Origin of the sequence: Pseudomonas chlororaphis subsp. aurantiaca, from assembly GCF_013466605.1 — a bacterium.
Taxonomy (GTDB): Bacteria; Pseudomonadota; Gammaproteobacteria; order Pseudomonadales; family Pseudomonadaceae; genus Aquipseudomonas; species Aquipseudomonas chlororaphis_I.
Genome location: NZ_CP059162.1, coordinates 5,800,409 through 5,827,000, shown reverse-complemented (window position 1 = coordinate 5,827,000; position 26,592 = coordinate 5,800,409). Strand labels below are relative to the sequence as shown.

Here is a 26,592-nt window from a genome sequence, read left to right as displayed (position 1 = left end):
GTCCGCTCGCTCCTACAGAAGCAAAAAGGCCGTGATCGAAAGATCACGGCCTTTTTGTTTTATGGCTTCGGGCGGGTTACACCTCGTCCAGCTCCGCCTCGGCTTCCGGCTCGACGTTCAGGGTGGCCCTGACCTGATCGTGACGGCGGATGTACTTCCAGTCCGCCTCGTCGATGTAGATACCGTTCGGGCCGCTGCCGCCTTCCAGGTCGATGGCGACCTGGGCCGACACCTGCGGCTTCACACTGGCCAGGATCGGCACAAAGCCCAGTTGCAGGCTGGTTTCCAGCAGCGCTGCCTGGTTCTTCTCGTCGATGTCCGCGGCCTCGTCGAGGTAGTACGGCAGGCGAATGCGCCCGGCCTGGTCGCGATCCATCAAGTGCAGCAACAGGTACATGTTGGTCAGCGCCTTGATGGTCATGGTGGTGCCGTTGGACGCCGCGCCATCGATATCGGTGTGGATCACCGGCTGGCCATTGACCTTGGTGATCTCGAACGCCAGCTCGAACAGGTCCTTGAGGCCCAATTGGTTGTGGTTGGCCGCTACCAGGCGCGCCAGGTATTCCTTGGCCTCTTCGTTCTTGTTGTCCTGCTCGGCGCTCTGGCTCAGGTCGAACACCGACAGGGTCTCGCCTTCCTCGTACTGGCCGGCGCTGTGGATGATCTGGTCGATGTGCTTGAGGGCTTCCTTGTTCGGCGCGAGGACGATACGGAAGCTCTGCAGGTTCGACACCTGGCGTTTGTTGATCTCGCGGTTGAACAGCGCCAGCTGGTGCTCGAGGCTGTCGTAGTCGCTGCGGATGTTGCGCAGGGTCCGGGCGATGTCGGTGACGGCCGCGCGACGCGCCTTGCCCAGGGTCAGGGCCTCGTCGGTGCGGTGCGCATAGGCGTTGATCAGCAGTTGCAGGCGGCGCTCCATGTCGTCTTCGCTGTCGAACTTGGCCACGCCCTTGAGGCGCACCTGGGCATACAGCGCCTCGATCTGGCCATCGACCCGCTGCAGGCCCTGCCAGCTGTCCTGGTAGTCGTTGAGCAGGGGCAGCAGGTTGTCCATGGAATCGTCCACCGGCTCCATGAACGGCGTGCCGAACGGCAGGTCCGCGGGCAACAGCTGACGACGGCGCAGGGCGTCGTCGAGGGTGCGTTGCTTGGCTTCCATGTCGCTAATCTGCCGGCCTACCAGTTGCAGCTTGGCCGACAGCTGCTGGACGCGTTCGGTGAAGGCGTCGCTGGAGCGCTTGAGTTCGTCCTGGGCGGCTTCCATCTGCGCCAGCTGTTCCAGCTTCTCGCCTTCTTCGGCGCTCAGGGTCTGGGTGCGGCGGAAGTCTTCCAGGGCTTTCTGTGCATCCAGCACCTGCTGGTACAGCGCCTCGGTCTGGGTCTTGCTCGCGGCGCGGTCGGCGGCCACCGCGGCCTGGGTTTTCAGCTGCTTGAGTTCTTTGTCCAGGCGCTCTTTCTGGTCGCGCAGCGCCGCGCGGTCCGCCAGGGCCTGCAAGGCCGGTGGTTCGATGTGGGAAATGTCGATGGACAGGCCCGGCACTTCGAAGCGCTCGCCCTTGAAGCCATCGAGGATCAGCTCCACGGATTTGACCCAGTCGCCTTTCTCGTCCAGGGCGATGCCGTGTTCGCCCAGCGGCAGGCTGAACAGTTGGCTGTTGAACAGGCGCATCAGGCGCTCGACATCCTGTTGGGAGAACTCCTCGCGCAGGCGCGCATAGCTGTTGTTATCGGCGTTATCGAGCTGCTGCTTGACCGACTTCAGGCGTTTTTCCAGGTCGCGCAGGCGCTCTTCCAGGTCCTCGGCGGAGAACTGCCGGGACTGGGCCAGGGCGCCGGCCAGCTCGTCGTGGGCATCCTTGGCCGCCAGCAGTTGCTGCTCCAGGACCTTGACGTCGTCCACCAGGGCGAAGCGGTGCTTGAGCACCGACAGCTCGCCGAGCCAGCGCTGGGTACCGGTGATTTCCCGCTCCAGGCGCATCATTTCCTGGGTGCTGCTGCGCTGGTCGTTCTGCAGCGCGTCCTGTTCGTTGCGGTAGTGCTCGGCCTGGATGGTCAGCTCTTCCTTGCGCGCACTGGCGTAGTCGGACCAGGTGCCCAGCAGCGAATCGAGCAGCGGCGACAGGCGATGCAGTTTGCCGCGCAGGATGTCGCGCTGCTTCACGCCGTTGCCCAGGGCTTCCACCAAGGGCCCCGCGGCCACCAGCGAGTTGTAGTCCTGCTCCATGCGGCGCACGTCGCGGAAGGCTTCTTCGCAGGCGGCGATGTAGTCGACGCTGCCGGAGCGCAGGCTGTGCTCGAAGGCATCGAGGAACAGCTGCTTGAGCTTGGCCGCGGTGATTTCGCGCATGTGCAGCAGGTTGATGAACAGCGCGCGGAAGGTTTTCAGGCTCTGTTCGCTGGTGGAGCGCAGCGGGATCAGGGTCAGGTCCAGCGGAATCGAGGTATGCCCGCCCACCAGCAGGCGACGCAGTTCATCCGGCTTGAGTTCATAAGCCTTCAGGCCCTGGCGCTCAAGGTTGGTGAACAGCTCTTTCAGTCGCAGGCAGGTGTCGTCCTTCTGGTAATGCGCCAGGTCCAGCGAGCCGGCATAGGCGAAGAACTGGTGACCGAAACTGCCGCCCGGCCCACGCCCGGCCACGCCGATCACGTGCGGGCCATGGGGCAGGGACACTTCCACCAGGATGTAGCTGGTATCGGTGGCGAAGTAGAAACGCCGCGATTGTTCCAGGCTGTACTTGCCGAAGCTCATGTCCGACATGCGCGCCAGGATCGGGAATTGCAGGGCGTTGATCGAAGCCGACTTACCCAGGTTGTTCGCGCCGTAGACCGACAGCGGCTCTTCCAGCGGGAACAGGCCCAGGCTGTAGCCGGCGGTGTTCAAAAGGGCAAAGCGGCGGATGCCGTAGCGTTCCTTGCTCATGCGTCGAGCTCCTGTTCTTCGGCAATGGCGCGGGCCAGTGCGTCCTCTTCACTTTCCGATTCGACGAATTCGCTGAGGTCCAGCGGGTCGTCGGTCTGCAGCAGTTTTTCGTCGCTGTCTTCGTCGATCAGTACCGGCGTCGGCAACGGCAGCACGCTGTGCAGGCTGGCGGCCAGGTCACGGTCCTGCTGCACAGACAGGCAAACGTCGAGGAAGCGGTGCATCGGCGGCAGGAAGCGGTAGATACCCGGCTCCTCGCCGGCAAAACCCAGTTGGGTCATGCGCCGCATGATTTTTTCTTCCAGTTCTTCATGGGTCTGTACTTCGGCCTGGATGAACAGGTCGCGGTACTTCTCCAGCAGCGACGGCAACTCGTCGCGGCCGAGGCTGCCGCCGTCGAGCACGGCGACCGGGTCGCGGCCCTGGTCGGCCAGGTGTTCCACCAGGATGAAGGTGAACAGGGCCAGGCGCTGGGCGGTCTTGTTCACCTGGGCGGCGGCGTTCTCCGGCACGAAGTAGTAGAAGCCACGGGTGTCGCACACCAGTTCGAAGCCCAGGGCCTTGAACAGGGTGCGGTACTGGTCCTGGAAGTTCGACAGTTGGGAGTACAGCTCCGGGTCGCGGCGGCTGATGTGATAGCCCTTGAACAGCTCGCGAAAGATCGGCGCCAGCTGGGACAGTTCGGAAAGATCAAGATGCATGTGGAGTGCTCGCAGAATTCTCGGCTGCATCATCGCGGGCCGAGAGCAGGGCGAAGGAGCGCAGGCTGACCTGGTGCTCGTGGGTGTGGTAGTCGCGGCGTTCCAGACGCTCGCGCTTGAAGCGTTTTTCCCGCGACAGGCGGGAGAACCAGTACAGCAGCTCGTCGGTGGCGCCGTCCGGCTCCTGTTCCAGCAGCCAGGTCATCAGGTCTGGCATCGGCAGCGCGTCCTCGCAGCGGTCGAGCATCTCGCGGACCGTGCGCGGCGCCCGTGGCGCATCGCCGCCCTTGTGGCTCTTGTGCGCCTTGGGGAAGCGCGTCGGCTTCGGCTCGAAGCTGGCCAGGGCGTAGACATAGGCCTCGACCTGGCCGGAGCTGCCGAGGAAGGTGCTTTGCGGACGGGTGAACAGCGGCATGGCCGCTTGCGGCACGGCGTCGATGCCCTTGCGGCGGATGGCCGACAGGGCCAGGGCCGCGCCACGGGTCACGGCGTTGTGCCGGCGGGCTTCTTCACGCAGCGGCAGCAGCAGTTCCCGGGCGTGGCGCAGGGTCAGCTGGGCGCTGGTCTGCATTTCCAGGATCCGCGCGTGGGTGCGCAGCAGCATGTCGTCGTCCACCAGCTGGCCCAGGCGCTGCTGTTCGGTGAGCATGCGCAGCAGGACATTCTCGACCTTGCGCACGCCTTGCTCGAAGGCGCCGTCGGCGTTCACCAGCTGGATCATCGGCTCGACGTATTCGTCCCAGGTGGCCAGTACCTCGGCATACCGCTGGCGCAGGGGAATCTGCCGGTCGCTGGTCTTGGCCCGCTCGGCGACGGCCACCAGGGCCTGTTCGTCGTTGGCGAGCTTTTTCAGGACATCGCGCACGCGCATGTCCAGCAGGCGCAGCTGGCGGGCCAGGTCATGGCCGTCGCGGATATCGAAGGCGTCCTGGATATAACCGGCCAGGCGCTCGAGGTGACGCAGGTAGGCTTCGATTTCCAGGCACAGGCCCAGGCGGTGCTCGCGCCGCAGGTAGGCGAGGAAGTCGTGGATCTGCGCGTTGAGCTCGAAACGGTTCGGGCTTTTCGCCACCGGAACCAGGATATCCAGGCGGATCCACACGTCCAGCAGGCTGGTAATGTCCTGTGGCGTACTGTCAATTTGCTGTGCGGCCAGCTGTGAACGCAGTTCGGCGAGGCTCAGGGTGCCTTGGTCGAAGTGCTCGCACAGTGGCTCCAGGAGTGCCCAGTGTTCGGCGAGGGCGCGCAACACGCGCTTGGGTTCGATCATCGGAATGGCCGGCTGGTTGGCAATGAAAAGCGGCGATTGTACTGCATCGGAAGGCTGACGATTCACCCCTCGGTCTTGTCATGGGCTGGACGGGCGTTTTTGTGACGAATCAACTGCGGGCGATCTTCGGCGAAGGGCGGTAGAATCCCCCCCACTTCAGTTATCCACAAGTGGCCGACCTTTGCTTATCGAGTCCCGCCGTCGCGCTTATCTGTCCGCCATGCAGGTGGTCAGCTGGCTGCCGCGTACCGAATTGCCCTTTGCGGCGCCGTCCCGTCCCGAGTTGCTGGTGATTGCCGAGCCCGTGGTCGAGGCCCCGGCAGCCCCTGCACCTGTGGCCAAAACGGTTGCCGAGCCTGTGGCCAAGCCTGCCGAACGACCGAAAATCGAAGTGCCGCGTCCCGGCAGCGCTGCCGTTCGTCCGGTCAGCAAACCCGTGATCGATGCCGAAGAGGCCCCGGCGCCAGTCAAGGCCCCACCCGCGCCGCCACCGCGTTTCGCCCTGCAATTGCTGCGGGCCGGTCGTTGCCTGCTGCTGGTGGAGTTACCCACAGGCGAAGCCTTCCAGAGTCGCGATCCGGCCTACTTGCTGCTCAAGGACATGCTGCGCGCTGCCGGCCTGCCGGACAGCCCGCAGATTCTCGCCGAGCCGGTGCGCTGGCCGATGCTGACCCGCGGCAATCTCGACCAGGGACCGGACGCTGCGCGGGATTTCGTCCAGGCTTTTGTCGGGGCGCGGGTCGAAGAAGAGCCTTGCGTCTGCCTGTGGCTGATCGGCCTGCCGGCGGTGCGTTTCGCGGGCGAGGCCGATGCGCAGGCCTACAACCGTGAACTCCAGGTCGAAGGCCTGGGCTCGGCCTGGGCACTGCCGGGGCTGGAACTATTAATGGAAGAGCCACAGCGTAAGGCTGATGTCTGGCAAGCCATGCGTCGGCTGATGGCGCGTTGGAAAAGTAGCAATGAGTGACGCTTTATCGTTCCGCCAGGCCACCGAGGCGGATCTGGATGCCATCCTGAAAATCGAATACGCGGCGTTCAGCCATCCCTGGACCCGCGGTATTTTCACCGATGCCCTGAAATCCTATGAAGTCTGGCTGATGTTCGAAGGCAGCCAGCAGGTCGGCCACGGGGTGATCCAGGTGATCATCGACGAAGCCCACCTGCTCAATATCACCGTCAAGCCGGAAAACCAGGGCCGCGGCCTGGGCCTGCGCCTGCTGGAAGAGCTGATGAAGCGCGCCTACCAGAAAGACGCGCGCGAGTGCTTCCTCGAAGTGCGTTCCAGCAACCAGACCGCCTATCGGCTGTACGAGCGTTACGGTTTCAACGAGGTCGGCCGCCGCCGCGATTACTATCCGGCGACAGGCGGGCGCGAAGATGCGCTGGTGATGGCCTGCACCCTGGTCGATTGACGGAGTATCGAGCCGTTATCGTAGGAGCGAAGCTTGCCCGCGATAGCGGTTTGCCTGAAACACCGTCATCGCGGGCAAGCCTCGCTCCTACAAGCAGTAAGTAGTCAGAAGGTGGATATCAGCGTTTACCGTCCAGCGGGTCGCGCTGAGCCAGTTCGGCTTCGTCCAGGCCATTGCCGCCGCCGATATCGTCTTCATCGACAATGCTCAGGTCCCAGTCGGCCGGCTGGTCTTCACCGGCTTCATGGGCAGAGCGGGCGCCGTCTTCGCGGATCAGGTTTTCCGGGGTCAGCTCATCGTCGTTGGGTTCGTCTTCGGCGTTGCCGGTCAGGCTGGAGCCATGGATGTGCCTGTGGGGAGTACGATGCTCCACAGAGCCGGAAGCAGGGTCGCCGACCCTGGCGCCGGGTTCTTCTTCATCGAAGTCCAGCTCTTCCATGGAACCCATGCGGTCTTCGTTGTCGTCGATGGGCTCGGGCTGAGGCGCACCATAGGGACGTCGTGATTCAGTCATGACGGTTGCTCATACTTTCGGGCTTAAAGAGTGGACCCACCAGACCCTGCAAGATTCAAAGGGGTGGATAAGCGGTATCTGCATAGACGCGCGTGACCCCGATAGACGGTCGTCTGTCATAGCAACGCATCAATCCTGAGGTTTCACAGCATGAACGAACTACAAGACCTGATTGATAACAACGAGCGTTGGGCCGAAGCGATCAAGCAGGAAGATCCTGATTTCTTCTCCAAGCTGGCTCGCCAGCAGACGCCGGAATACCTGTGGATCGGCTGTTCGGACGCCCGTGTACCGGCCAACGAGATCGTTGGCATGCTTCCCGGGGATCTGTTCGTACACCGCAACGTGGCCAACGTGGTGCTGCACACCGACCTCAATTGCCTGTCGGTGATCCAGTACGCGGTGGACGTGCTCAAGGTCAAACACATCCTGGTCACCGGCCACTACGGCTGTGGCGGCGTGCGCGCCTCGATGCAGGATCGCCAGCTGGGCCTGATCGATGGCTGGCTGCGCTCGATTCGCGACCTGTACTACGAACATCGCGAAGTGCTGGGGCAACTGGCCACCGAGGAAGAACGGGTCGATCGCCTCTGTGAGCTGAACGTGATCCAGCAAGTGGCCAACGTCGGCCACACCAGCATCGTGCAAAACGCCTGGCATCGCGGGCAGAGCCTGTCGATCCACGGTTGCATCTATGGCATCAAGGACGGTCGCTGGAAGAGCCTGAACGCCACCATCAGTGGCTTCGAGCAGCTGCCGCCACAGTATCGCCTGCGTCCGGTCGGGGCGCTCTGAAGCCCTGAACACCGAGCGTGAACAAGCCCGCGTCTACAGGAGATGTACCTTCCTGTAGACGCGGGCTTGTCCGTGATGGATCGATAGCGATTGCCGCGGGCGCTGCCTGTCAGATATGCGGCGCCTCGTTACTCATCGACGGCGCTGGCGCCTTCAGCTGCTTCAACTGGGTCTGCACCGGCGGGGTGGCGCACTTGGCCTGGGCCTGTTCGGGCGTCAGCTCACGGATCGAGGTGTAGAACAGCACACAGGTCTGCTCCTTGTTGGTCACCTGCCAGTTCTGCGTGCAGCTCTTGAGCTGCGCCGCCGGGTCGCTGCCCGGCTTGCTGCCCATCCCGGCCTGCCAGCAGGCGGCGCTCAGGTCCTGCCCCATCACCTTCAAACCGGCCGCATCGGCCTTGGTCTCGTCGCCGTCGTAGTTCTCCGGGTCCGCCGCGTACCAGATGTAACTCGGGTGGTTGGAGCCCAGCACCGGCACCTTCAGGCCGGCGCTCGGGCTGATCTGCGCCAGGCCCAGCACACTCACGGTGGCGCCGTACTGTTGCTTGATCCAGTTACGCACCGGCGCGCCGAAGGCCACCATCGGCAGGGCGCCGCCGCTGGCGTTCTGGCTGACCTGCTTGACCATGGTGGTCTGGTAGTCCTGGAAGTAGCCGTAGACGCCTTCCAGGTCCTTGCCGGCGCTGGCTGGGGCGGCGATCGGCGCAATGTCGATGATGGTCTGGTAGCCCGGTGTCTGCTCGGCGGGAATGCCATTGGTGGTGAGCAGGGTGGCCCAGCGGTCGGTGGTGGCCGATTTCAGGTAGTCCTGGGCTTGAGTCAGCGAATAGTCCGGCGGGAAGTGCAGCAGCTCGACGCTCTTGCGGTTTTCCAGGGCCATGCCCAGGGGCAGGAACAGGTACCAGCTGTAGGTCCATTTGCCGTCGCTGTTGAGTTTGCTGGCGCCCTTGTAGGCCAGGTCGCCGGCATCCAGCAGGGCGGTCAGCGGCTTGCCATAACCCTTCGGCACACCGCTGATGTTGGCGTACAGCTCGTTGTTATCGGTTTTCACACTGACCTTGGCGGTACTGTAGCCATCGCGCTTCACGCTTTGGGTCAGGTAGTGCTCGACGGTCTGTTCCAGCGTCCAGTTGCGAAAGCAGATCACGTTGCAGTTGTTGGGGTAGGCGAAGAGTTGGGTGACGCGCTGGGTGTTGCCCAGCTTCAGATCGACGTTGGCCTGGGCTGCGGTGCTCAGGGTCAGGCTACTTAGGGTCAGGCCGCCCAGGGTCAGGGCGGCGAGGGGAAGGGACAATCCTGCGAGTTTCATGCTTGGCTCCTTGTCGGCGTTGGCCTCGTCTGGGCGAGGTAAGTTCCACTCTGAAACAGTAGCGGGTGACAAGGAAAAAGGTGGAATAAATCTTCATTTCTGCACCCGCAAACGGCCGCCCGGGCGGCGGCCGCCGCCGGTTCAGGCCGGGAAGTGCAGGGCATTGCTCAGGTCGCCCATGGGCGCCTGCCCCCGGGCGATCATCGCCGCGTCCCGTTGCTTGAGGCCGTCGAGTGGTTCTAGTTGGAACACCCGGGTGATCAGCCGCAGGATCGATGCGGTGTCGTACACCGTATGGTCCACCGTGCCCTTGCGGGCGAACGGCGACACCACCAGCGCCGGGATGCGCGTCCCCGGCCCCCAGCGGTCGCCCTTGGGCGGGGCGACGTGGTCCCACCAGCCGCCGTTTTCATCGACCGTGACGATCACCACCATGTTCTGCCACTGCGGGCTTTCGCGCAGCACCTTCAGGACGCGCACGATATGCCGGTCGCCCGCGGCCACATCGGCATAACCGGCGTGCATGTTGAGGTTGCCCTGGGGCTTGTAGAACGCCACCGGCGGCAACTTGCCGGCCTCGGCATCGGCGAGGAAGCGGTTGCTGCTCGACTCATCGCCCAGGCCCGCATCGCGCAGGTGGTGGTTGCGTTCGTTCGGCTGCTCGGGACCGAACTGCGCGAAGTAGTTGAACGGCTGGTGGTGGTATTGGAAGTTGGGGATTTTTGGAATCCCCGCCGAATCCTTGTAGGCGTCCAGCGTGACCTGCCAGGCGCCGGCGTACCAGGCCCAGTCGATGTCCTTGCGCGAGAGCTTGTCGCCGATGGTGTCGTGGCGCTGCGGCACCAGCACATTGGGCAGGTCGGCCTTGGCATAGGCCGGGCGCTGCGGGTCGCGGATCCAGGTCGGCCAGTATGGCGGGGCCATGGTATTGACCGCGTAGCCATCCGGGGTCAGCAGGCTCGGGCCGAATTGTGGCGGACCGCTCATGGCGCTGGCCGGGGATTGCTCCAGCGGCTTGAGTCGGGTGTCGAGCGGATCGTCGCTCTGCAGGGTGGCGATCTGCGGCTTGGCCACCGAATTGGCCGCATCCGGATAAAACGGCACGGCGGCGCTGATCAGGTACTGGTGGTTGAGAAACGAGCCGCCGAAGGTGCCCTGGAAGAAGTTGTCGCACAGCACGAATTCCCGGGCCACATCCCACAGGCGCAGCTCATAGCGGCTCTGGGCGTAATGACCCATGGGCAGGCCGCCGGAGTCGGCCCAGGCGACGAAACCATCGTTCTTGCCGCCGTTGATCTGCATCTGGTTCTGGTAGAACACGTGCCACAGGTCGCGGGTGACCAGGCCCAGGGGCAGGTTTTCGCCACCCGGGCCCTTGAGGGCGAAGGGCGCGTTGGGCAGGTGTTCCTGGTACTGGGTGCCGACCGGGTAGGTCACGCCATCCAGGGCCTGGGGCCCGACCTGGGCGACGCCACCCCAGACCGGCGGCAGGGCCTGCAACAGGCTGCCGTCACGGTCGCGCTGCTGATAGTCGGCGGGCTTGAGGGCCGAGAGCGGCTTTTCCAGGACCGGGAAGTCGGCGAACAGGTTGTTGAAGCTGCGGTTCTCGGCATAGATCACCACCACGTTCTTCACGTTGTCGCGCAGCGCCCGGTCCAGCTCGGCGGGCGACAGCGGGCGTTCCACCGGTTTGCCCGGCGCCGGGTCGTTGTGGCCACAGGCGCTGAGCGTCGCGCCGACACCCAGCACCGCCACGCCGCCGAGAAAACGCCGGCGGCTGGTGTCGGTGGGGGGCTCCATGGCCTGGGGGTGTTCTGGGTCTTTCGAGTGTTCGTCGCTCATGCCGGGTCCCTGATTACCTTTCGATCAATTCGTAACAAAGTATTTCGGCTGCACGGTAGCAACCGAATATGACGGAAAGACTACAGAAAAGGCTCTGGGGCGGGGCTTAGACGGTGGTAGGGGGAGGCTGGAAAGCGTGTAGGACTGCTTCTGTAGGAGCGAGGTTTGCCCGCAATGACGGCATGGTGGGCACCCTCGGCCTGGCGACCTGGCGACCTGGCGACCTGGCGGCCTGGCGCGAGCCAGCTCGCTCCTGCCGGGGAGCGAGCCGCCCGCAAAAGATTAGGGCGCCACGGGCGGCATATAGCTCAGGGTGGTGCCCAACGCCCACAGCAGCACCAACACCAGCGGCGCATGCACCAGCAACTGGACGAAGGAGAAACCGATCAGGTCCCGCGCCTTGAGCCCCAGCACCCCCAGCAGCGGCAGCATGTAGAAAGGGTTGATCAGGTTCGGCAGCGCCTCGGCGGCGTTGTAGATCTGCACCGCCCAGCCCAGGTGATATTGCAGGTCATTGGCCACCTGCATCACATAGGGCGCCTCGATGATCCACTTGCCGCCGCCCGAGGGAATGAAGAAGCCCAGCACCGCCGAGTAGATGCCCATCAGCAGCGCGTAGGTGTCGTGGGAGGCGATCTGCACGAAGAAGGTCGAGATGTGGTGGGCCAGGGTCTGGCCGTCGACGCCCTTGACCACGGTCAGCAAGGCCGCGATGGAGCCGTACAGCGGGAACTGGATCAGCACCCCGGTGGTGGTCGGCACGGCGCGGGCCACCGCTTCGAGGAAGCTGCGCGGGCGCCAGTGCAGCAGCGCGCCGAGCATCAGGAACAGGAAGTTATAGGTGTTGAGCCCGGAAATCGCGGTGATCGCCGGCTTGGTGGCGAACTCGTGATAGAGCCAGCCGGCCGCCAGCAAGGCCAGCAGAATGGTCAGCAGCGGGCTGTATTCCAGCCACTCGCCGGGGCGGGTGCGCGGTTGTGGCTTGGGCATGCTGAAGTTCGGATCGATGCCGCAGGCCTTGGCGTCGCGCGCCGAGTTCGGGCCCGGCGCGGTGGCGTAGGTGATGACCAGCGAGACCACGATCAAGGCCAGCAGCAGCACGCCGGATTGCCAGAGAAAGATGGTCTGGGTGAACGGAATCACCCCGGTGATCGACAGGATCGACGGCGGCAGGCTGCCGGGGTTGGCCTGCAGTTGTGCGGCGGACGACGACAGGCCCAGGGCCCAGACCGCGCCCAGGCCCAGGTAGGCCGCGGCGCCGGCGGCGCGGTAGTCCATGCGCAGCTCGGTACGCCGGGCCAGGGCCCGCACCAGCAAGCCGCCGAACACCAGGGACAGGCCCCAGTTGAGCAAGGAGGCGACCATGGAGATCAGCGCCACCCAGGCCACGGCGGAGCGGCCGTTCTTCGGGATGCGCGCCAGCTTGTCGATCAGCTTCACCGCCGGCGGCGAGCTGGCGACCACATAACCGCCGATGACCACGAAGGCCATCTGCATGGTGAAGGGGATCAGGCTCCAGAAGCCGTCGCCGAAGGCCATGGCGGTGTCGGTGGGCTTGGCGCCCATGGCCATGGTGGCCAGGGCGACGATGATGACCGCCAGCGCGGCGAACACCCAGGAGTCGGGGAACCAGCGCTCGGCCCAGTTCGAGCAGCGCAGGGCAAAACGGGCGGAACGGCTGTCTTCAATGTCTGTGGACACGTCGATACCTCAAGTCTTTTTATGATTGTCAGGAGGTCGGTCGCCCCAGGCTGGGGCGACCGAAAACTGTGCAAGAATGCGGCAATTGGTACCCACTGCAAAGGATTGAAGTACATGCCATTCCCGCTCGAAGAACGCCAGGCGCTGCTCAAGGTCAAGGGTGTCGGCGAAACCGTGGTCGCCCGTCTCGAACAACTGGGCATCGATTCCCTCGCCCAGCTGGCCCGGGCCGATGCCCTGGATATCGTCACTCAGGCCTCGGCCCTGGTCGGTTCCAACTGCTGGAAAAACAGCCCCCAGGCCCGCGCGGCGATCCAGGCGGCGATCGCCCTGGCCAAGGGCGCCTGAAGCGGTGAGCCGCGAAACGCCTTTCGCCTATCAGGCCGTCTACCGCTACCTGGTGGAATGGCTGGACGGCGCCAGCGCGGCCGAGCAGCGCCTGCCGTCATTGCGCGCCCTGGCCCGGCGCCTCAAGGTCTCGGTCTCCACCACCAAGTACGCCTACGCTTTGCTCGAAGACGAAGGGCGGATCTACGCCCGGCCCAAGCAGGGTTACTTCAGCCGCCCCGTGCCGGCGCCAGGGCTGGCGTCGGATACGCACCTGCCGGACAGGGTCTATGCCTACGCCCGCCAGCCCGGAATGCTGGCGCTGTGCAGCGATGCCCCGGCGATGTTGCTGTCCCTGGACAATCCCCTGTTGATGACCGAGCGCGAGCTGGTGCGCCAGTACCCGCGCTCCCAGGCGCCGCTGTACCAGCCGTTTGGCGAGGCGGAGCTGCGCACGGCGCTGGCCGAGCGCTACACCCGTTCGACCACGGATTACTGGCAGGCCGAGCAGGTGTTTCTCGGCACCGACCTGCGCGCGGTGCTGGCGCTGTCGCTCGATGCCCTGGAGCTGACCGGCAGCGTCGCCCTGGTGGAGTCGCCCTGTTCCTGGGCGATCCTGCGACAATTGCAGGCGGCGAAGATCCGCGTGATCGAGCTGCCGCTGGATGCCGAAGGGCGCTTCGATCGACAGCGGCTGCATGAGGTGCTGCAGCGCGAGCCGGTGCGCCTGGCGCTGCTGTCCTCGACCTTGAACACGCCCCACGGCAGCCTGATGCCCGCGGCGGACAAGCAGCAGCTGTGCCGCTGGCTGGGGGAGCGCGGCATCTGGCTGTTGGAAAATGACAGCTATGGCGAGTTCTGCTTCACCTCGGAGCCGGCGCGGTATCGCGATTACGCCGATCCCGAGCGGCTGCTGGTGTTTTCCACCTTCGACAAGCTGATAGGTTCCGAGGCGCCCTTCAGCTATGTGCTGTGCCGTGGCCAGGGCGCGTGCTTGCAGCGGCATTTTCTCGAGCGCGCGTTTCGCCTGTCGCCGATCCGCCAGAAGGCCGTGGCCAAGCTGCTGGGCAGCGGCCGTGTCGATCAGCATCTGGTTCAGTTGCGTGGCCTGTTGCGCGAACGCATGGGCCAGATGCAGGCGCTGCTGGCCGAACACGCCGCCGAGCAGTTGCGCGTGGTCACCCCGGCCGGGGGCGCGACCCTGTGGGCCGAGGCCACGCGCCCGGTGGATATGGCCTTGGTCTATGAACAGCTGCTGGCCCAGGGCATCGTCATCGCCCCGGGGCAGATGTTCAGCCAGCAAGGCCTCTGGCGCCATCACCTGCGCCTGAGCTTCACCCTCGACTGGCGCCAGGACATCGCCGGCGCCGTGCAACGGCTGGCCCGGACCATCGCTCAGACGCCGTAGCAGTGCCGCGCCTCGGGGAAGCGGCCGTCGCGCACCTCGGCGGCGAACTGCTCGCAGGCCTGGCTGATCAGCGCGCCGACATCGGCGTACTGTTTGACGAAGCGCGGCACCTGGGGCCCGCCCAGGCCCAGCAGGTCCTCGGTCACCAGCACCTGGCCATCGCAGGCGGGGGAGGCGCCGATGCCGATGGTCGGCATCGCCGAGAAGTCGCTGATGCGTCGTGCGAGGTTTTCCGCCACCCCTTCCAGCAGCAGGCTGAACGCCCCGGCTTCGAGATGGGCGCGGGCGTCGGCCTCGATGGCCTGGGCGGTGGCATCGTTCAGGCCCTGGGCCTTGAAGCCGCCCATGACATTCACGTACTGGGGCATCAGGCCGATATGGGCCATCACCGGAATCCCGCGCTGCACCAGGAACTCCACGGTCGGCGCCAGGGCCCGCCCGCCTTCGAGCTTGAGCGCATCACAGCCAGTGCGCGCCAGCACCTCGGCACAGTTGCGGTAGGCCTGCTGCGGCGATTCCTGGTAACTGCCGAACGGCATGTCGGCGATCACGCAGGCCTGCCGGGTGCTGGCGACCACGGCGCGGGTGTGGCCGATGATCTCTTCCAGGCTCATGTCCAGGGTGGAGGTGCGGCCGTAGCCGACCATGGCCGTGGAGTCACCGATCAGCACGAAATCGACGAACGGGTCCATCAGCCGCGCCATGTGGCTGGTGTAGGCGGTCAGGGAGACGATCTTCTGCTGGCCTTTCATGGCCACCAGTTGCGGCACGGTCAGGCGTTTGCTGCGGGTATGGATGCTCATGGCGGCTTTCCTGTTGCGGGTGGGAAAGTCGCCGATTATTGGCGTCCGCGGCGCCGATTCAATGCACAGGAAAACCCTAAAAACCGACCCAGGAGGGTGTTGCGGTTGTCCCTCGCGGCGTTTGCGTAGACCATGGGCGCCTTGAATTCTGCCCAACACCGAGTGGCTTTATGTCCTTCATCCCTGACGCGCGGCCGGCGCCGTTTTCCCGGTCCGACTACAAGACCCTGGGCCTGGCGGCACTGGGCGGCGCCCTGGAAATCTACGATTTCATCATCTTCGTATTTTTCGCCCTGACCCTGAGCCAGCTGTTCTTCCCGCCGGAAATGCCTGAGTGGCTGCGCCTGTTGCAGAGCTTCGGGATCTTTGTCACCGGCTACCTGGCGCGGCCGCTGGGCGGCATTCTCATGGCGCACTTCGCCGACCGCCTGGGGCGCAAGAAGGTGTTCAGCCTGAGCATCCTGATGATGGCCCTGCCATGCCTGCTGATCGGCATCATGCCGACCTACGCGCAGATCGGTTATTTCGCGCCGCTGTTGCTGCTGGCACTGCGGGTGCTGCAAGGCGCGGCGGTAGGCGGTGAAGTGCCGAGCGCCTGGGTGTTCGTCGCCGAGCACGCGCCGGCCGGCCATCGCGGTTATGCCCTGGGCGTTCTGCAGGCCGGGCTGACGTTCGGCTACCTGATCGGCGCGCTGACCGCAACCCTGCTGGCGCAACTCTTCACCCCGGCGGAAATCCTCGATCACGCCTGGCGTTATCCGTTCCTGCTCGGTGGAGTGTTCGGCGTGATCGGCGTCTGGCTGCGCCGCTGGCTCAGCGAAACCCCGGTGTTCATGGCCATGCAGGAGCAGCGCGACAGCGCCGTCGAGCTGCCGCTGCGCACCGTGCTGCGCGAGCATCGCCTGGCCCTGTTGCCAGCGGCGATTCTCACCTGCGTGCTGACCTCCGCGGTGGTGGTGTTCGTGGTCATCACCCCGACCATGATGCAGAAAACCTTCGGCATGAGCGCCAGCCACACCTTCGCCCTGAGCAGCCTGGGCATCGTGTTCCTGAATATCGGTTGCGTGCTGGCCGGGCTGGTCGTCGACCGCATCGGCGCCTGGCGCACGGTGATGCTCTACAGCCTGTTGCTGCCGCTGGGTATCGGCCTGCTCTACGGCTGCCTGATCAGCGGCGGCGACTGGGTCGGCCTGGCCTACGCCATCGCCGGCCTCGGCTGCGGCGTGGTGGGCGCGGTGCCGTCGGTGATGGTCGGGCTGTTTCCGGCGCGGATCCGGGTGTCCGGCATCTCCTTTACCTACAACATCGCCTACGCGCTGTGGGCGAGCACCACGCCCTTGCTGCTGATCGGCCTGATGCCCTGGAGCCCGTGGGTCTGCGTGATGTATTGCGCGGTGATGGGTGCGGTCGGGGTCATCAGCGCCGGGTATTTCGGGGCGCGCATGCCGAGGCTGACGGGGAGTGCGGTGCCTGGGGTTTGTGCGGGCTCCTGAGGTTATTTCGCGAGCAAGCGAGCGCTCCCACAGGGGAAAAATTTTCACCTCCGGAAATACCTGCAGGCGCCGGCGCGCGCGGGCTAGAGCCTTCGCCGCCAGCCTGCGGTTTAACCCGGCCAATGCTGTTGAATGTTGTGCTTAGCCAAGGCCCATTTACCCGCTAATCTCTCGAAAAAAACGCGCGGTCCACGCGCCAGTTTTCGGGAGCTGCCTTGATCCGGTCCGTCCTTTGTTCCCTGCGTGATTTCTCCACGCTGCCCCCGCTGTTGCAGGCGGCGTGGTTGTCCTTCGCCATTGGTCTGTTCATGACCCTGCTGCATCTGTGGATCTTCAACGTTGTCGACTATGGGCTGGACGGTGCCAACGTCGAATCCCTCAGCGGCAAGGTGCTGTATGCCGACCGTGGCGGGATGCTGATAGAGGACGCGGACAGTGGCGAATACACCCGGCTCAAGGTGGTTCGTGGCATCACCTACCTGCGCTCCGGCCATGACCCGCTCCGGGGCCGGACACTGCACTTCACCTACCTGCGCGATGCGGTGCTGAGCTGCACCCTCGATGGCGAGGAGCTGTGCATCGCGCAATGCTCCAATGCCATGGAATGCCTGGACAGCCGCCGCGAGCGCGAGACGCCGCAGGGCATATTGATCGTGGCGTTCGGCACCAGCCTGGTGTGCCTGGGCCTGCATGTACTGCGCCGGCGCAAGTCCGCGCCGGGTAGCGGGATCTTTTGAATTGCCGCCGGGCACCGTTGCCCCTAGGCTGTGCGGCATCCGTTTCAGACCAGGAGCCCCGCATGCAGGTCGTGCCGATACTCGAAACTTGCGCACAGGTGCAGGCGCGTGTGCGCGAGCTGCGCAACCAGCCGGATGTGCGCAAGTACATGTACACCTCCCACGAGATTTCCGAGGCCGAGCACCGTGCCTGGCTCGACTCGTTGGTGGGCAATCCGCGCCAGTCAGTGTTCGTGGTGCTGCAAGAGGGAGTCGCCTGCGGTGTGGTGTCGCTGAATGCGATCAATGCCCTGCACAAGAGCGCCGACTGGGCCTTCTACCTGGACAGCGGCTTGCAGGGCAAGGGCCTGGGCAGCCAGTTGGAGTTCTGGCTGCTTGATCATGCCTTTGGCGCGGCCGGCCTGGAAAAGCTCAACTGCGAAGTGCTGGCGCTGAACCAGGCGGTGATCCGCCTGCACCAGAAGTTCGGTTTCACCCTCGAGGGCGTGCGCCGGCAGAACGTCGAGAAGGACGGCCAGCGCATCGATGTGATGCTGCTCGGCATCACCCGCGAGGAATGGGCCGCCCAGCGCCCGGGCATGCTCGCGGTGATGGCGCGGCTGGGGCGCTGAAAGCCGTTACGTATAACGGTCAGATGGCAGCGACATGACCATTGCGTCATTTTGCCGGGGTACGCTGCCCAGGCCGGCTATCATCAGCCACGACGATTTTCACAGGCGGGGGCTTTCATGGGCGCAGGGCACAGTCACGGACAGGTTCGGGCCGGACACGAACGCACGTTATGGATGGCCTTGGGGCTGACCGGCAGTTTCATGATCGCCGAGGTGATCGGCGCCTTTATCACCGGCAGCCTGGCGCTGCTGTCCGATGCCGCCCACATGATGACCGACGCATTGGCGCTGACGATCTCTCTGGTGGCGATCCAGGTCGGCAAGCGCGCGGCCGATCGCAAGCGCACCTTCGGTTATGCGCGTTTCGAAATTCTCGCCGCGGCGTTCAACGCCATCCTGTTGTTCGTGGTTGCCTTCTACATCCTGTTCGAGGCCTGGCAGCGCCTGTCCGCGCCGGCGGAAATCCAGTCCATGGGCATGCTGGTGATCGCGGTGCTGGGGCTGATCGTCAACCTGATCTCCATGCGCCTGCTGGCCTCGGCGAGCGCCGAAAGCCTCAACGTCAAGGGCGCCTACCTGGAAGTCTGGAGCGACATGCTCGGCTCCATCGGTGTGATCGTCGCGGCACTGGTGATCATGTACACCGGCTGGGGCTGGGTCGATTCGCTGGTCGCCGCGGCCATCGGTTTCTGGGTGCTGCCGCGCACCTGGACGCTGCTCAGGGAGAGCATGAACGTACTGCTGCAAGGCGTGCCGGACGGCATCGATATCGATGAGGTCGAACAGGGCATCCGCGCCATCGACGGGGTGACCGAGGTTCACGACCTGCACCTGTGGGCCCTGACCAGCGGCAAGAACGTGATGAGCACGCACCTGGTGGCCGACCTGGGGCGGCGCAGCGAACAGCAGATCCTCGTCGAGGTCACCGAGCTGATGCACGAGCGCTTCGATATCTCCCATGTGACGGTCCAGGTCGAACAGGCGGGCTTTCACGAACAGGGGCACGAAGAGCACGTTCATTGATTCCCCGGCGTATCGGGCTCCATACCCTGTAGCCGCTGCCGAGCACCGCGAGGCTGCGATCGCCTGCAAAGCGGGCGCTGCTCTTGAGCTCGCAGGAGTGCCGTCAGTCGCGCTCTTCGAGCACGTAGCCGACGCCGCGCAGGGTGTGGATCAGCTTGCTCTCGAACGGGTCGTCGATCTTGGCCCGCAGGCGGCGGATCGAGACTTCCACCACATTGGTGTCGCAATCGAAGTTCATGTCCCACACGAACGAGATGATCTGGGTCCGCGACAGCACCACACCGCTCTGGCGCATCAGCAGGTGCAGCAGGGCGAACTCCTTGGTGGTCAGGTCGATGCGCTGGTTACCGCGAAACGCCCGGTGGCGGCCCTGGTCCAGTTCCAGGTCGGCCACCCGCAGCACGTCGGGGGTTGGCGACTGCTCGCTGCGCCGCAACAGGCTGCGCACCCGCGCCAGCAACTCGGGGAACTCGAATGGCTTGACCAGGTAATCGTCGGCGCCCAGGTCCAGGCCCTTGATCCGGTCCACCAGGCGCCCCTGGGCGGTAAGCATCATGATCCGCGTATTGCTGTTCTGGCGAATGCGCTGCAGCACGCCCCAACCGTCCAGCTCCGGCAGATTGACGTCGAGAATCACCAGGTCGTAGGCGTGCTGGCGGGTCAGGTGCAGGCCGTCGGCGCCGTTGCTGGCGCAATCGACGACGTAGCCGCTTTCGCTCAATCCCTGATGCAAGTAGTCGGCGGTTTTCGGTTCATCCTCGATCACCAGAATGCGCATGCTGAATTAGCCTCGGTGTTTAATACAGTGGGGAAGTCCAATAACTTCTTTGGAAGTAACGGGCTGGATGATTCAACTTTCAAAGTTCTTGATTTAAAACTTTCTAAGTGTCGTGCGAGGAGAAGTTGTTTCTCTATATTTCAAGTTGTTGGTTTATTGCACTTGCCCTCGGGTCGTTGGCCCGGATGTTAATACACAAGCCCGTGGCAGAGCGCTTGCTAACGGATTTGTAATCTTTGCGCCACCCTGTCGATAAGTACCGAGGGCTACATTTGGCCGGCACTAAATACTCACCTGTTAGTTGTTTTATGGGTGGAGTGTGGATGCGTCGTGCCGGTTCAACTTCCTCGCGCCGTCCAGCCTCTGCCGTCACTCTGTACCGGTAAGGGGCCAGAAAGCGTTATGCCAACCACTATTAAAAAACTTGCCTGGATAGTCGGGGTATTGTCCGGCGTCCTGTTGTTGGCCAGTGCCTCGCTGCAGGAAGCCGAGGCAGCCGAGGGCCGGGTGCTGAGCCTCGACAACGCCCTGGCAAGTGCCTTTGCCAACAACCCCGAGCTGGCGGCCGCGCGCTGGGAAATCGATATCGCCCAGGGCGGTCGACAGCAGGCCGGGCTGATCCCCAATCCGGTGTTGTCCTGGGACGCCGAGGACACCCGCCGCAGCTCGCGCACCACCACCGTCAAGCTCAGCCAGACCCTGGAACTGGGCGGCAAGCGCGGGGCGCGCATCGATGTTGCCAGCCGTGCCCAGGACGCCGCGGCGCTGGAGCTGGAGCGCCAGCGCAACCAGCTGCGCGCCGATGTGATCGCGGCCTTTTACGGCGCCTTGCGTGCCCAGGAACGCAGCGACCTGGCCGGCCGCTCCCTGGCCCTGGCCGAGCGCGGGCTGACGGTGGCCAAGGGGCGGGTGAGCGCGGGCAAGGCCTCGCCCGTGGAAGCCACCCGCGCCCAGGTCCAGCTCTCGGAAGTGCGCCTGGAACTGAGCCGGGCCGAGATGGACCGGGCCAATGCCTATCGGCAACTGGCGACCGTGACCGGCGCGGCCACCACCGACTTCAGCGCCGTCGCGGAGCCGGCCAGCGGGCTGCCCTCTCTGCCGCCTTCGGCGCAATTGTTGGCGCGTCTGCAACAGACCACCGAATTGCGTTTGGCGGAGATGCAGGTGGTGCAGCGCGAAGCATCCCTGGGGCTGGAAAAGGCCCAGCGTATTCCCGACCTCGATATCAGCGTGGGCAGCCAGTACGACGCCAGCGTGCGTGAGCGGGTCAACCTGGTCGGGGTGTCGATGCCTATTCCGCTGTTCAACCGCAACCAGGGCAACGTGCTGTCGGCGGCGCGCCGCGCCGATCAGGCCCGGGACTTGCGCAACGCCGCGGAGCTGCGCCTGCGCAGCGAAACCAAGCTGGCGCTCGATCAGTGGAGCACTGCCAGCAACGAAGTGCAGTCGTTCAACCAGGTGATTCTGCCGGCGGCGCAAAACGCCGTGGACACCGCCACCCGCGGCTTCGAGATGGGCAAGTTCAACTTTATCGAGGTGCTCGACGCCCAGCGCACGCTGATCAGCGCCCGCACCCAGTACATCGCCGCGGTGGCCCAGTCCACCGACGCCTGGGTGCGCATCGAGCGCATCTACGGCGATCTCGCCGGCCCCGATCGCACGCTGTGAGAACCGCATTGTTCGTCCTGCTGTGCCTGGGCGGGCTGCTGCTCGTGGACTGCAGCGTGCCGGTCCGGGCCGAGGAGGGCTCGTCCCACTGGTGCCTGCATGAGTTGCATCGGGCGCTCGGCGACTTCTTTTTTCCACAGACCTCGTGACGCGCCGGTTTACCGGATGGCGTGTCGAGTCGATTTTTTCAGGAGCATTCATGGACAAGAAACGAAGCACAGCCCTGGCATTGGCCGTGGCGGTCGCGCTCGGCGTGGCCGGGTTGATGTGGCAGGACCTGTTCCAGGGGGCGCCGGTGGCCGCGCAGGCGAAACCCGCGGCCAAGGCGGACACGCACAAGGACGGCGAGGCACATCAGGAAGGTGAGGAGGGGCCATCGGAAGGTGAGGGACATGCCGAGGAAGAGGGCAAGGTCGAACTCAGCGCCGAGCAGATCAAGGCCGCCGACATTCAACTGGCCGCGGCCGCACCGCGCAATCTCAGCAGCTTGCTGACCCTGCCGGGGGAGATCCGCTTCGACGAGGACCGCACCTCGCACATCGTGCCGCGCGCGGCCGGGGTGGTGGAGTCGGTGGCGGTCAATCTCGGGCAGACGGTGAAGAAGGGCGAGCTGCTGGCGGTGATCGCCAGCCAGCAGATCTCCGACCAGCGCAGCGAACTGGCCGCCGCCGAGCGCCGGGTCGAGCTGGCGCGCACCACCTTCCAGCGCGAGCGCCAGTTGTGGGTCGACCAGATCTCCGCCGAGCAGGATTACCTGCTGGCGCGCCAGACCCTGCAGGAAGCCGAAATCGCCCTGAACAACGCCCGGCAAAAGATGAATGCCCTGAGTGGCAGCGCGGTGCTGGCGGGCGGCAACCGCTATGAGATGCGCGCGCCGTTCGACGGCGTGGTGGTGGAAAAACACCTGAGCGTCGGCGAGGTGGTCGGTGAGACCAGCGCCGCCTTCACCCTGTCCGACCTGTCCCGGGTCTGGGTCACCTTCGGCGTGTTTCCCAAGGACCTGAACAAGGTCCGGGTGGGCAAGCCGGTCCGGGTGCAATCCACCGAGCTGGGCACCCAGGTGCAGGGCACGGTGGCCTATGTCGGCAGCCTGCTGGGCGAGCAGACCCGGACCGCCACGGTGCGGGTCACGGTGCCCAACCCGGACGACGCCTGGCGGCCGGGGCTTTTCGTCTCGGTGCAGGTGGCGACCGACACCTACCAGGCCGGTGTCACCGTGCCGCAAGAGGCAATCCAGACCGTGGAGGACAAGCCTTCGGTGTTCGTGCGCGTCGCCGACGGTTTCCAGGCCACGCCCGTGGTGCTGGGCGGCAGCGAAGGCGGCTTCGTCGAGATCCGCGAAGGCTTGCCGGCCGGAGCCCAGGTGGCGACCTCCGGCAGCTTCATCCTCAAGTCCGAACTGGGCAAAGGCTCGGCCGAGCACGGCCATTGATCCGCCTCATTGAGTGTTTTCCTGGAGAGTGACTTCCCATGTTTGAACGCATCATTCAATTCGCCATCGAGCAGCGCATCATCGTGCTGCTGGCGGTGCTGCTGATGGCCGCGGTGGGCGTCGGCAGCTACCAGAAACTGCCGATCGACGCGGTGCCGGACATCACTAACGTGCAGGTCCAGGTCAACGCCAGCATGCCCGGCTACTCGCCGCTGGAGACCGAGCAGCGCATCACCTATCCGGTGGAAGTGGCCATGGCGGGCCTGCCGGGCCTGGAGCAGACCCGCTCGACCTCGCGCTCGGGCCTGTCCCAGGTGACGGTGATCTTCAAGGAAGGCACCGACCTGTACTTCGCCCGGCAATTGGTCAACGAACGCCTGCAAGTGGCCCGCGAACAGCTGCCCGAAGGCGTGGAGGCGAGCATGGGGCCGATCTCCACCGGCCTCGGCGAGATCTTCTTCTGGACGGTGGAAGCCGAGCCGGGCGCGCTCAAGGAAGACGGCACGGCCTATACCCCGACCGACCTGCGGGTAATCCAGGACTGGCTCATCGCCCCGCAGTTGCGCAACGTGCCGGGAGTGGCCGAGATCAACACCATCGGCGGTTTCGCCAAGCTCTATCAGATTGCCCCGGACCCCAGGCGCCTGGCGGCCTACAACCTGACCCTGAGCGACCTGATGACCGCCCTGGACCGTAACAACGCCAACGTCGGCGCCGGCTACATCGAGCGCAACGGCCAGCAGTTGCTGATCCGCGCTCCGGGGCAGGTCAAGTCCATCGAGGACATTGCCAATATCGTGATCAACACCGTGGACGGCACGCCGATCCGCGTCAGCAACGTGGCCACCGTGGACATCGGCCGTGAGCTGCGCACCGGCGCGGCCACCGAGAACGGTCGCGAAGTGGTGCTCGGCACGGTGTTCATGCTGGTGGGGGAAAACAGCCGCACGGTGTCCCGGGTGGTGGCGGAAAAGCTCGCCGAGATCAATCGCTCGCTGCCCAAGGGCGTGACTGCAGTCACCGTGTACGACCGCACCAACCTGGTGGACAAGGCCGTGGCCACGGTGAAGAAAAACCTCATCGAAGGCGCGCTGCTGGTCATCGCCATTCTGTTTTTGTTCCTGGGCAATATCCGCGCCGCGCTGATCACCGCCATGGTGATCCCGCTGGCCATGCTGTTCACCTTCACCGGCATGTTCACCAACAAGGTCAGCGCCAACTTGATGAGCCTCGGCGCGCTGGACTTCGGGATCATCGTCGACGGCGCGGTGGTGATCGTCGAGAACGCCATCCGCCGCCTGGCCCATGCCCAGCAGCACCACGGACGCATGCTTACGCGTTCCGAACGCCTGCACGAAGTCTTCGCCGCGGCCAAGGAGGCACGCCGGGCGCTGATCTACGGGCAACTGATCATCATGGTGGTGTACCTGCCGATCTTTGCCCTGTCCGGGGTGGCCGGGAAGATGTTCCACCCGATGGCCTTCACCGTGGTGATAGCCCTTCTGGGGGCGATGATCCTCTCGGTGACTTTTGTCCCGGCGGCGATCGCGCTGTTCGTCACCGGCAAGGTCAAGGAGGAAGAAAACTTCGTCATGCGCAGCGCCCGCCGTGGCTACGAGCCGGTGCTGCGCTGGGTGATCAGCCATCGTGCCCTGGCCTTTGCCCTGGCCTTCCTCAGTGTGCTGGTTTCGGGCCTGGTGGCCAGTCGCATGGGCAGTGAGTTCATCCCCAGCCTCAGCGAAGGCGACTTCGCCCAGCAGGCAATGCGCGTGCCCGACGCCAGCCTCACCCAGTCGGTAGAAATGCAGAAGACCCTGGAGAAAACCCTGCTGGCGCAGATCCCGGAAATCGAGCGGGTATTCGCCCGCACCGGCACCGCCGAGATCGCCTCGGACGTGATGCCGCCGAACATCTCCGATGCCTACCTGATGCTCAAGCCCAAGGAGCAATGGCCAGACCCGGGCAAGTCGCGCGAGGCGATCATTGCCGACATCGAACGGGTCGGCAACAGCTTGCCAGGCAACGTCTACGAGCTGTCGCAACCGATCCAGCTGCGCTTCAACGAACTGATTTCCGGGGTGCGCAGCGATGTCGCGGTGAAGGTCTTCGGCGATGACATGGAGCGGCTGAACAAGACCGCCGAAGAGATTTCGCAGACCTTGCAGAAGATCGACGGCGCCGCCGAAGTGAAGGTGCAGCAGACCACCGGCCTGCCGGTGCTGACGGTGAATGTCGACCGCGACAAGGCGGCGCGTTTTGGCCTCAACGTCGGCGATGTGCAGGACGCCGTGGCGATTGCCGTGGGCGGGCGCAAGGCGGGCATCCTGTACGAGGGCGACCGGCGCTTCGACATGCTGGTGCGCATGTCCGATGCCCAGCGCACCGATATCGACGGGCTGTCGCGCCTGCTGATTCCGGTGGCGGCGGCCGCGGGCAGTGTCAACGGGCAGCTGGGTTTCATCGCCCTCTCGGAAGTCGCCAGCGTCGACCTGGTGCTCGGCCCGGCGCAAGTCAGCCGCGAGAACGGCAAGCGCCTGGTGATCGTCAGCGCCAATGTGCGCGGCCGCGACATGGGCTCCTTCGTCGAAGAGGCGACCCGAGCCATCGGCGACCAGGTGAAGATCCCGACCGGCTACTGGATCACCTGGGGGGGGCAGTTCGAGCAGTTGCAGGAAGCCTCCAAGCGCCTGGAGATCGTGGTGCCGGTGGCGCTGCTGCTGGTGTTCGGCCTGTTGTTCATGATGTTCAACAACCTCAAGGACGGGCTGCTGGTGTTCACCGGGATTCCCTTCGCCCTGACCGGCGGGATCATGGCCCTGTGGCTGCGCGACATCCCGCTGTCGATCTCGGCGGGTGTGGGTTTCATCGCGCTGTCGGGGGTGGCGGTGCTCAACGGCCTGGTGATGATCGCCTTTATCCGCAACCTGCGCGAAGAAGGGCGGATGCTCGCGGCGGCGGTCAACGAAGGTGCGCTGACCCGCTTGCGCCCAGTGTTGATGACCGCGCTGGTGGCGTCCCTGGGGTTCATCCCCATGGCCCTGGCCACCGGCACCGGCGCCGAAGTGCAACGGCCGCTGGCCACCGTGGTCATCGGCGGCATCATCTCTTCCACCGCCCTGACCCTGCTGGTGCTGCCGGCGCTGTACCACTGGGCGCACCGCAAGGAAGAAGAACAGGAGCTGCAAGACCTGCTGAGCGACTGACCCGCGATTAGCTCACCCAACCCCGCTTGCGTGATACGCAGGCGGGGTTTTGTTCATGTGGCCCCCCTGTAGCCGCTGCCGAGCACCGCGAGGCTGCGATCGACCGCGAAGCAGGCGCTGCTCCTGAACTCGCAGGAGGTCCTTCGGACCTATCGCAGCCTTCGGCAGCGGCTACAGGGAGGGCGTCGGGGCAAAAAAAAGCGCCCCATGCGGGACGCTAAAAATTCATCTCTTTCCAAAGGAGCATTCGAAAAAACGCTTCAGAGATGAATGTGCTCGGGGTGGGCCGGCGTCAGCGGGAGGCTGTGCGTGCCTGGGGCCCTGTGGTTCTTTGAGGGGCGGCGTTGGTTGCGCCGTCGTGGTTCTTTTCGCCGTTGTACTGTTGCTGGCCGAGCCAGAATTGTTCCAGGGCATGCCTGGCGCGTTCGCTGCCGTTATCGCTGGGGAGCGCGCCGGGCTGGCCAGGCGGAGTCAGGTGGGCAGGCTTCAAGACATGATCTCCCGCAAGTGGCTGGCCGCTAGCGAAGCGCTGTCGGCTCGGGCATGGGGGCAAGTATACGAAGGCCAACCTGACGAGAAGGTGAGGGCGATATTACAGTTCTGAAAGATGGGCGTCTGTGAAGAAGTTTTAACGTCGGGCAGGCC

The 26,592-nt window shown here is 64.8% G+C and carries 22 protein-coding genes; 13 read left to right on the top strand and 9 right to left on the bottom strand.

Annotated elements, in window-relative coordinates:
• Positions 1-76 precede the first annotated feature (76 nt).
• The 3 genes from mksF to mksB are packed head-to-tail and all read right to left on the bottom strand — an operon-like array spanning position 77 to position 4,891.
• A complete protein-coding gene (gene mksF, locus H0I86_RS26620) occupies positions 77-2,920 on the bottom strand; it encodes an Mks condensin complex protein MksF (protein ID WP_180922773.1) in 2,844 nt (947 codons plus the stop codon).
• Positions 2,917-3,621 carry an Mks condensin complex protein MksE gene (gene mksE, locus H0I86_RS26615; RefSeq protein WP_123572680.1) on the bottom strand — a complete coding sequence of 235 codons (705 nt, stop codon included), beginning with the start codon at positions 3,619-3,621 and terminating at the stop codon, positions 2,917-2,919. Before mksE ends, mksF begins: the two co-directional genes overlap by 4 nt.
• Positions 3,611-4,891: an Mks condensin complex protein MksB gene (mksB, locus tag H0I86_RS26610; RefSeq protein WP_036985445.1), complete on the bottom strand. Its 1,281-nt coding sequence runs from the start codon at positions 4,889-4,891 to the stop codon at positions 3,611-3,613. The genes mksE and mksB overlap by 11 nt, the downstream gene beginning before the upstream one ends.
• A 181-nt stretch (positions 4,892-5,072) precedes the next feature.
• On the opposite strand from mksB, the gene H0I86_RS26605 reads away from it, so the two are divergent.
• Both H0I86_RS26605 and rimI read left to right on the top strand, forming a co-directional pair.
• On the top strand, positions 5,073-5,858 hold the full coding sequence (locus H0I86_RS26605) for an energy transducer TonB (protein ID WP_180922772.1): 786 nt from the start codon (positions 5,073-5,075) through the stop codon (positions 5,856-5,858).
• Complete coding sequence (rimI, locus tag H0I86_RS26600; RefSeq protein WP_007930137.1) at positions 5,851-6,303, top strand: ribosomal protein S18-alanine N-acetyltransferase; 453 nt, start codon at positions 5,851-5,853, stop codon at positions 6,301-6,303. The genes H0I86_RS26605 and rimI overlap by 8 nt, the downstream gene beginning before the upstream one ends.
• A 118-nt stretch (positions 6,304-6,421) precedes the next feature.
• Here rimI and H0I86_RS26595 read toward each other — a convergent pair whose 3' ends face one another.
• The gene (locus tag H0I86_RS26595) at positions 6,422-6,817 is read right to left on the bottom strand and encodes a serine kinase/phosphatase (protein ID WP_180922771.1); all 396 of its coding nucleotides are present in this window, start codon (positions 6,815-6,817) and stop codon (positions 6,422-6,424) included.
• A gap of 150 nt (positions 6,818-6,967) precedes the next feature.
• Between H0I86_RS26595 and can the strand changes: the two genes are divergently transcribed.
• Positions 6,968-7,612, top strand: coding sequence for a carbonate dehydratase (gene can, locus H0I86_RS26590; RefSeq protein WP_009050866.1), 645 nt, complete (start codon positions 6,968-6,970; stop codon positions 7,610-7,612).
• A 109-nt stretch (positions 7,613-7,721) separates the two neighbouring features.
• On the opposite strand, the gene H0I86_RS26585 is transcribed toward can, so the two are convergent.
• From H0I86_RS26585 to H0I86_RS26575, 3 genes are all read right to left on the bottom strand, one after another.
• Positions 7,722-8,921 (bottom strand): hypothetical protein, encoded by a 1,200-nt coding sequence (locus tag H0I86_RS26585; protein WP_180922770.1) that lies wholly within the window; start codon positions 8,919-8,921, stop codon positions 7,722-7,724.
• Between the two features lie 141 nt (positions 8,922-9,062).
• Positions 9,063-10,763 (bottom strand): acid phosphatase, encoded by a 1,701-nt coding sequence (locus H0I86_RS26580; RefSeq protein WP_180922769.1) that lies wholly within the window; start codon positions 10,761-10,763, stop codon positions 9,063-9,065.
• Positions 10,764-11,045: 282 nt separating this feature from the next.
• On the bottom strand, positions 11,046-12,464 hold the full coding sequence (locus H0I86_RS26575) for a short-chain fatty acid transporter (RefSeq protein WP_180922768.1): 1,419 nt from the start codon (positions 12,462-12,464) through the stop codon (positions 11,046-11,048).
• Between the two features lie 114 nt (positions 12,465-12,578).
• Between H0I86_RS26575 and H0I86_RS26570 the strand changes: the two genes are divergently transcribed.
• Both H0I86_RS26570 and H0I86_RS26565 read left to right on the top strand, forming a co-directional pair.
• Entirely contained in the window at positions 12,579-12,812 is a 234-nt protein-coding gene (locus H0I86_RS26570; RefSeq protein WP_124309564.1) for a helix-hairpin-helix domain-containing protein, read from the top strand.
• A 4-nt stretch (positions 12,813-12,816) separates the two neighbouring features.
• Positions 12,817-14,199 (top strand): aminotransferase-like domain-containing protein, encoded by a 1,383-nt coding sequence (locus H0I86_RS26565; RefSeq protein WP_180922767.1) that lies wholly within the window; start codon positions 12,817-12,819, stop codon positions 14,197-14,199.
• Here the strand turns inward: H0I86_RS26565 and panB are convergent.
• Positions 14,187-15,002: a 3-methyl-2-oxobutanoate hydroxymethyltransferase gene (gene panB, locus H0I86_RS26560; RefSeq protein WP_180922766.1), complete on the bottom strand. Its 816-nt coding sequence runs from the start codon at positions 15,000-15,002 to the stop codon at positions 14,187-14,189. The two genes, H0I86_RS26565 and panB, sit on opposite strands and share 13 nt — an antisense overlap.
• A gap of 170 nt (positions 15,003-15,172) precedes the next feature.
• Between panB and H0I86_RS26555 the strand changes: the two genes are divergently transcribed.
• The 4 genes from H0I86_RS26555 (at position 15,173) to H0I86_RS26540 (ending at position 18,866) form a co-directional block, all read left to right on the top strand.
• Entirely contained in the window at positions 15,173-16,495 is a 1,323-nt protein-coding gene (locus H0I86_RS26555; protein WP_180922765.1) for an MFS transporter, read from the top strand.
• 215 nt (positions 16,496-16,710) lie between these two features.
• The gene (locus tag H0I86_RS26550) at positions 16,711-17,232 is read left to right on the top strand and encodes a hypothetical protein (protein WP_258019369.1); all 522 of its coding nucleotides are present in this window, start codon (positions 16,711-16,713) and stop codon (positions 17,230-17,232) included.
• Positions 17,233-17,294: 62 nt separating this feature from the next.
• The gene (gene pseH / locus H0I86_RS26545) at positions 17,295-17,843 is read left to right on the top strand and encodes a UDP-4-amino-4,6-dideoxy-N-acetyl-beta-L-altrosamine N-acetyltransferase (protein WP_009050857.1); all 549 of its coding nucleotides are present in this window, start codon (positions 17,295-17,297) and stop codon (positions 17,841-17,843) included.
• A 117-nt stretch (positions 17,844-17,960) separates the two neighbouring features.
• Entirely contained in the window at positions 17,961-18,866 is a 906-nt protein-coding gene (locus tag H0I86_RS26540; RefSeq protein WP_180922764.1) for a cation diffusion facilitator family transporter, read from the top strand.
• Positions 18,867-18,969: 103 nt separating this feature from the next.
• On the opposite strand, the gene H0I86_RS26535 is transcribed toward H0I86_RS26540, so the two are convergent.
• The gene (locus H0I86_RS26535) at positions 18,970-19,644 is read right to left on the bottom strand and encodes a heavy metal response regulator transcription factor (protein ID WP_180922763.1); all 675 of its coding nucleotides are present in this window, start codon (positions 19,642-19,644) and stop codon (positions 18,970-18,972) included.
• 402 nt (positions 19,645-20,046) lie between these two features.
• On the opposite strand from H0I86_RS26535, the gene H0I86_RS26530 reads away from it, so the two are divergent.
• Genes H0I86_RS26530 through H0I86_RS26515 form a run of 4 tightly spaced genes read left to right on the top strand, consistent with a single transcriptional unit; the run spans position 20,047 to position 25,947 of the window.
• Positions 20,047-21,312, top strand: a complete 1,266-nt coding sequence (locus tag H0I86_RS26530; protein ID WP_180922762.1) for a TolC family protein — start codon at positions 20,047-20,049, stop codon at positions 21,310-21,312.
• Positions 21,309-21,461, top strand: a complete 153-nt coding sequence (locus H0I86_RS26525) for a hypothetical protein (protein WP_180925953.1) — start codon at positions 21,309-21,311, stop codon at positions 21,459-21,461. The genes H0I86_RS26530 and H0I86_RS26525 overlap by 4 nt, the downstream gene beginning before the upstream one ends.
• A 50-nt stretch (positions 21,462-21,511) precedes the next feature.
• On the top strand, positions 21,512-22,744 hold the full coding sequence (locus H0I86_RS26520; protein ID WP_180922761.1) for an efflux RND transporter periplasmic adaptor subunit: 1,233 nt from the start codon (positions 21,512-21,514) through the stop codon (positions 22,742-22,744).
• A gap of 38 nt (positions 22,745-22,782) precedes the next feature.
• Positions 22,783-25,947 (top strand): efflux RND transporter permease subunit, encoded by a 3,165-nt coding sequence (locus tag H0I86_RS26515; RefSeq protein ID WP_180922760.1) that lies wholly within the window; start codon positions 22,783-22,785, stop codon positions 25,945-25,947.
• The last annotated feature ends 645 nt before the right edge of the window (positions 25,948-26,592 follow it).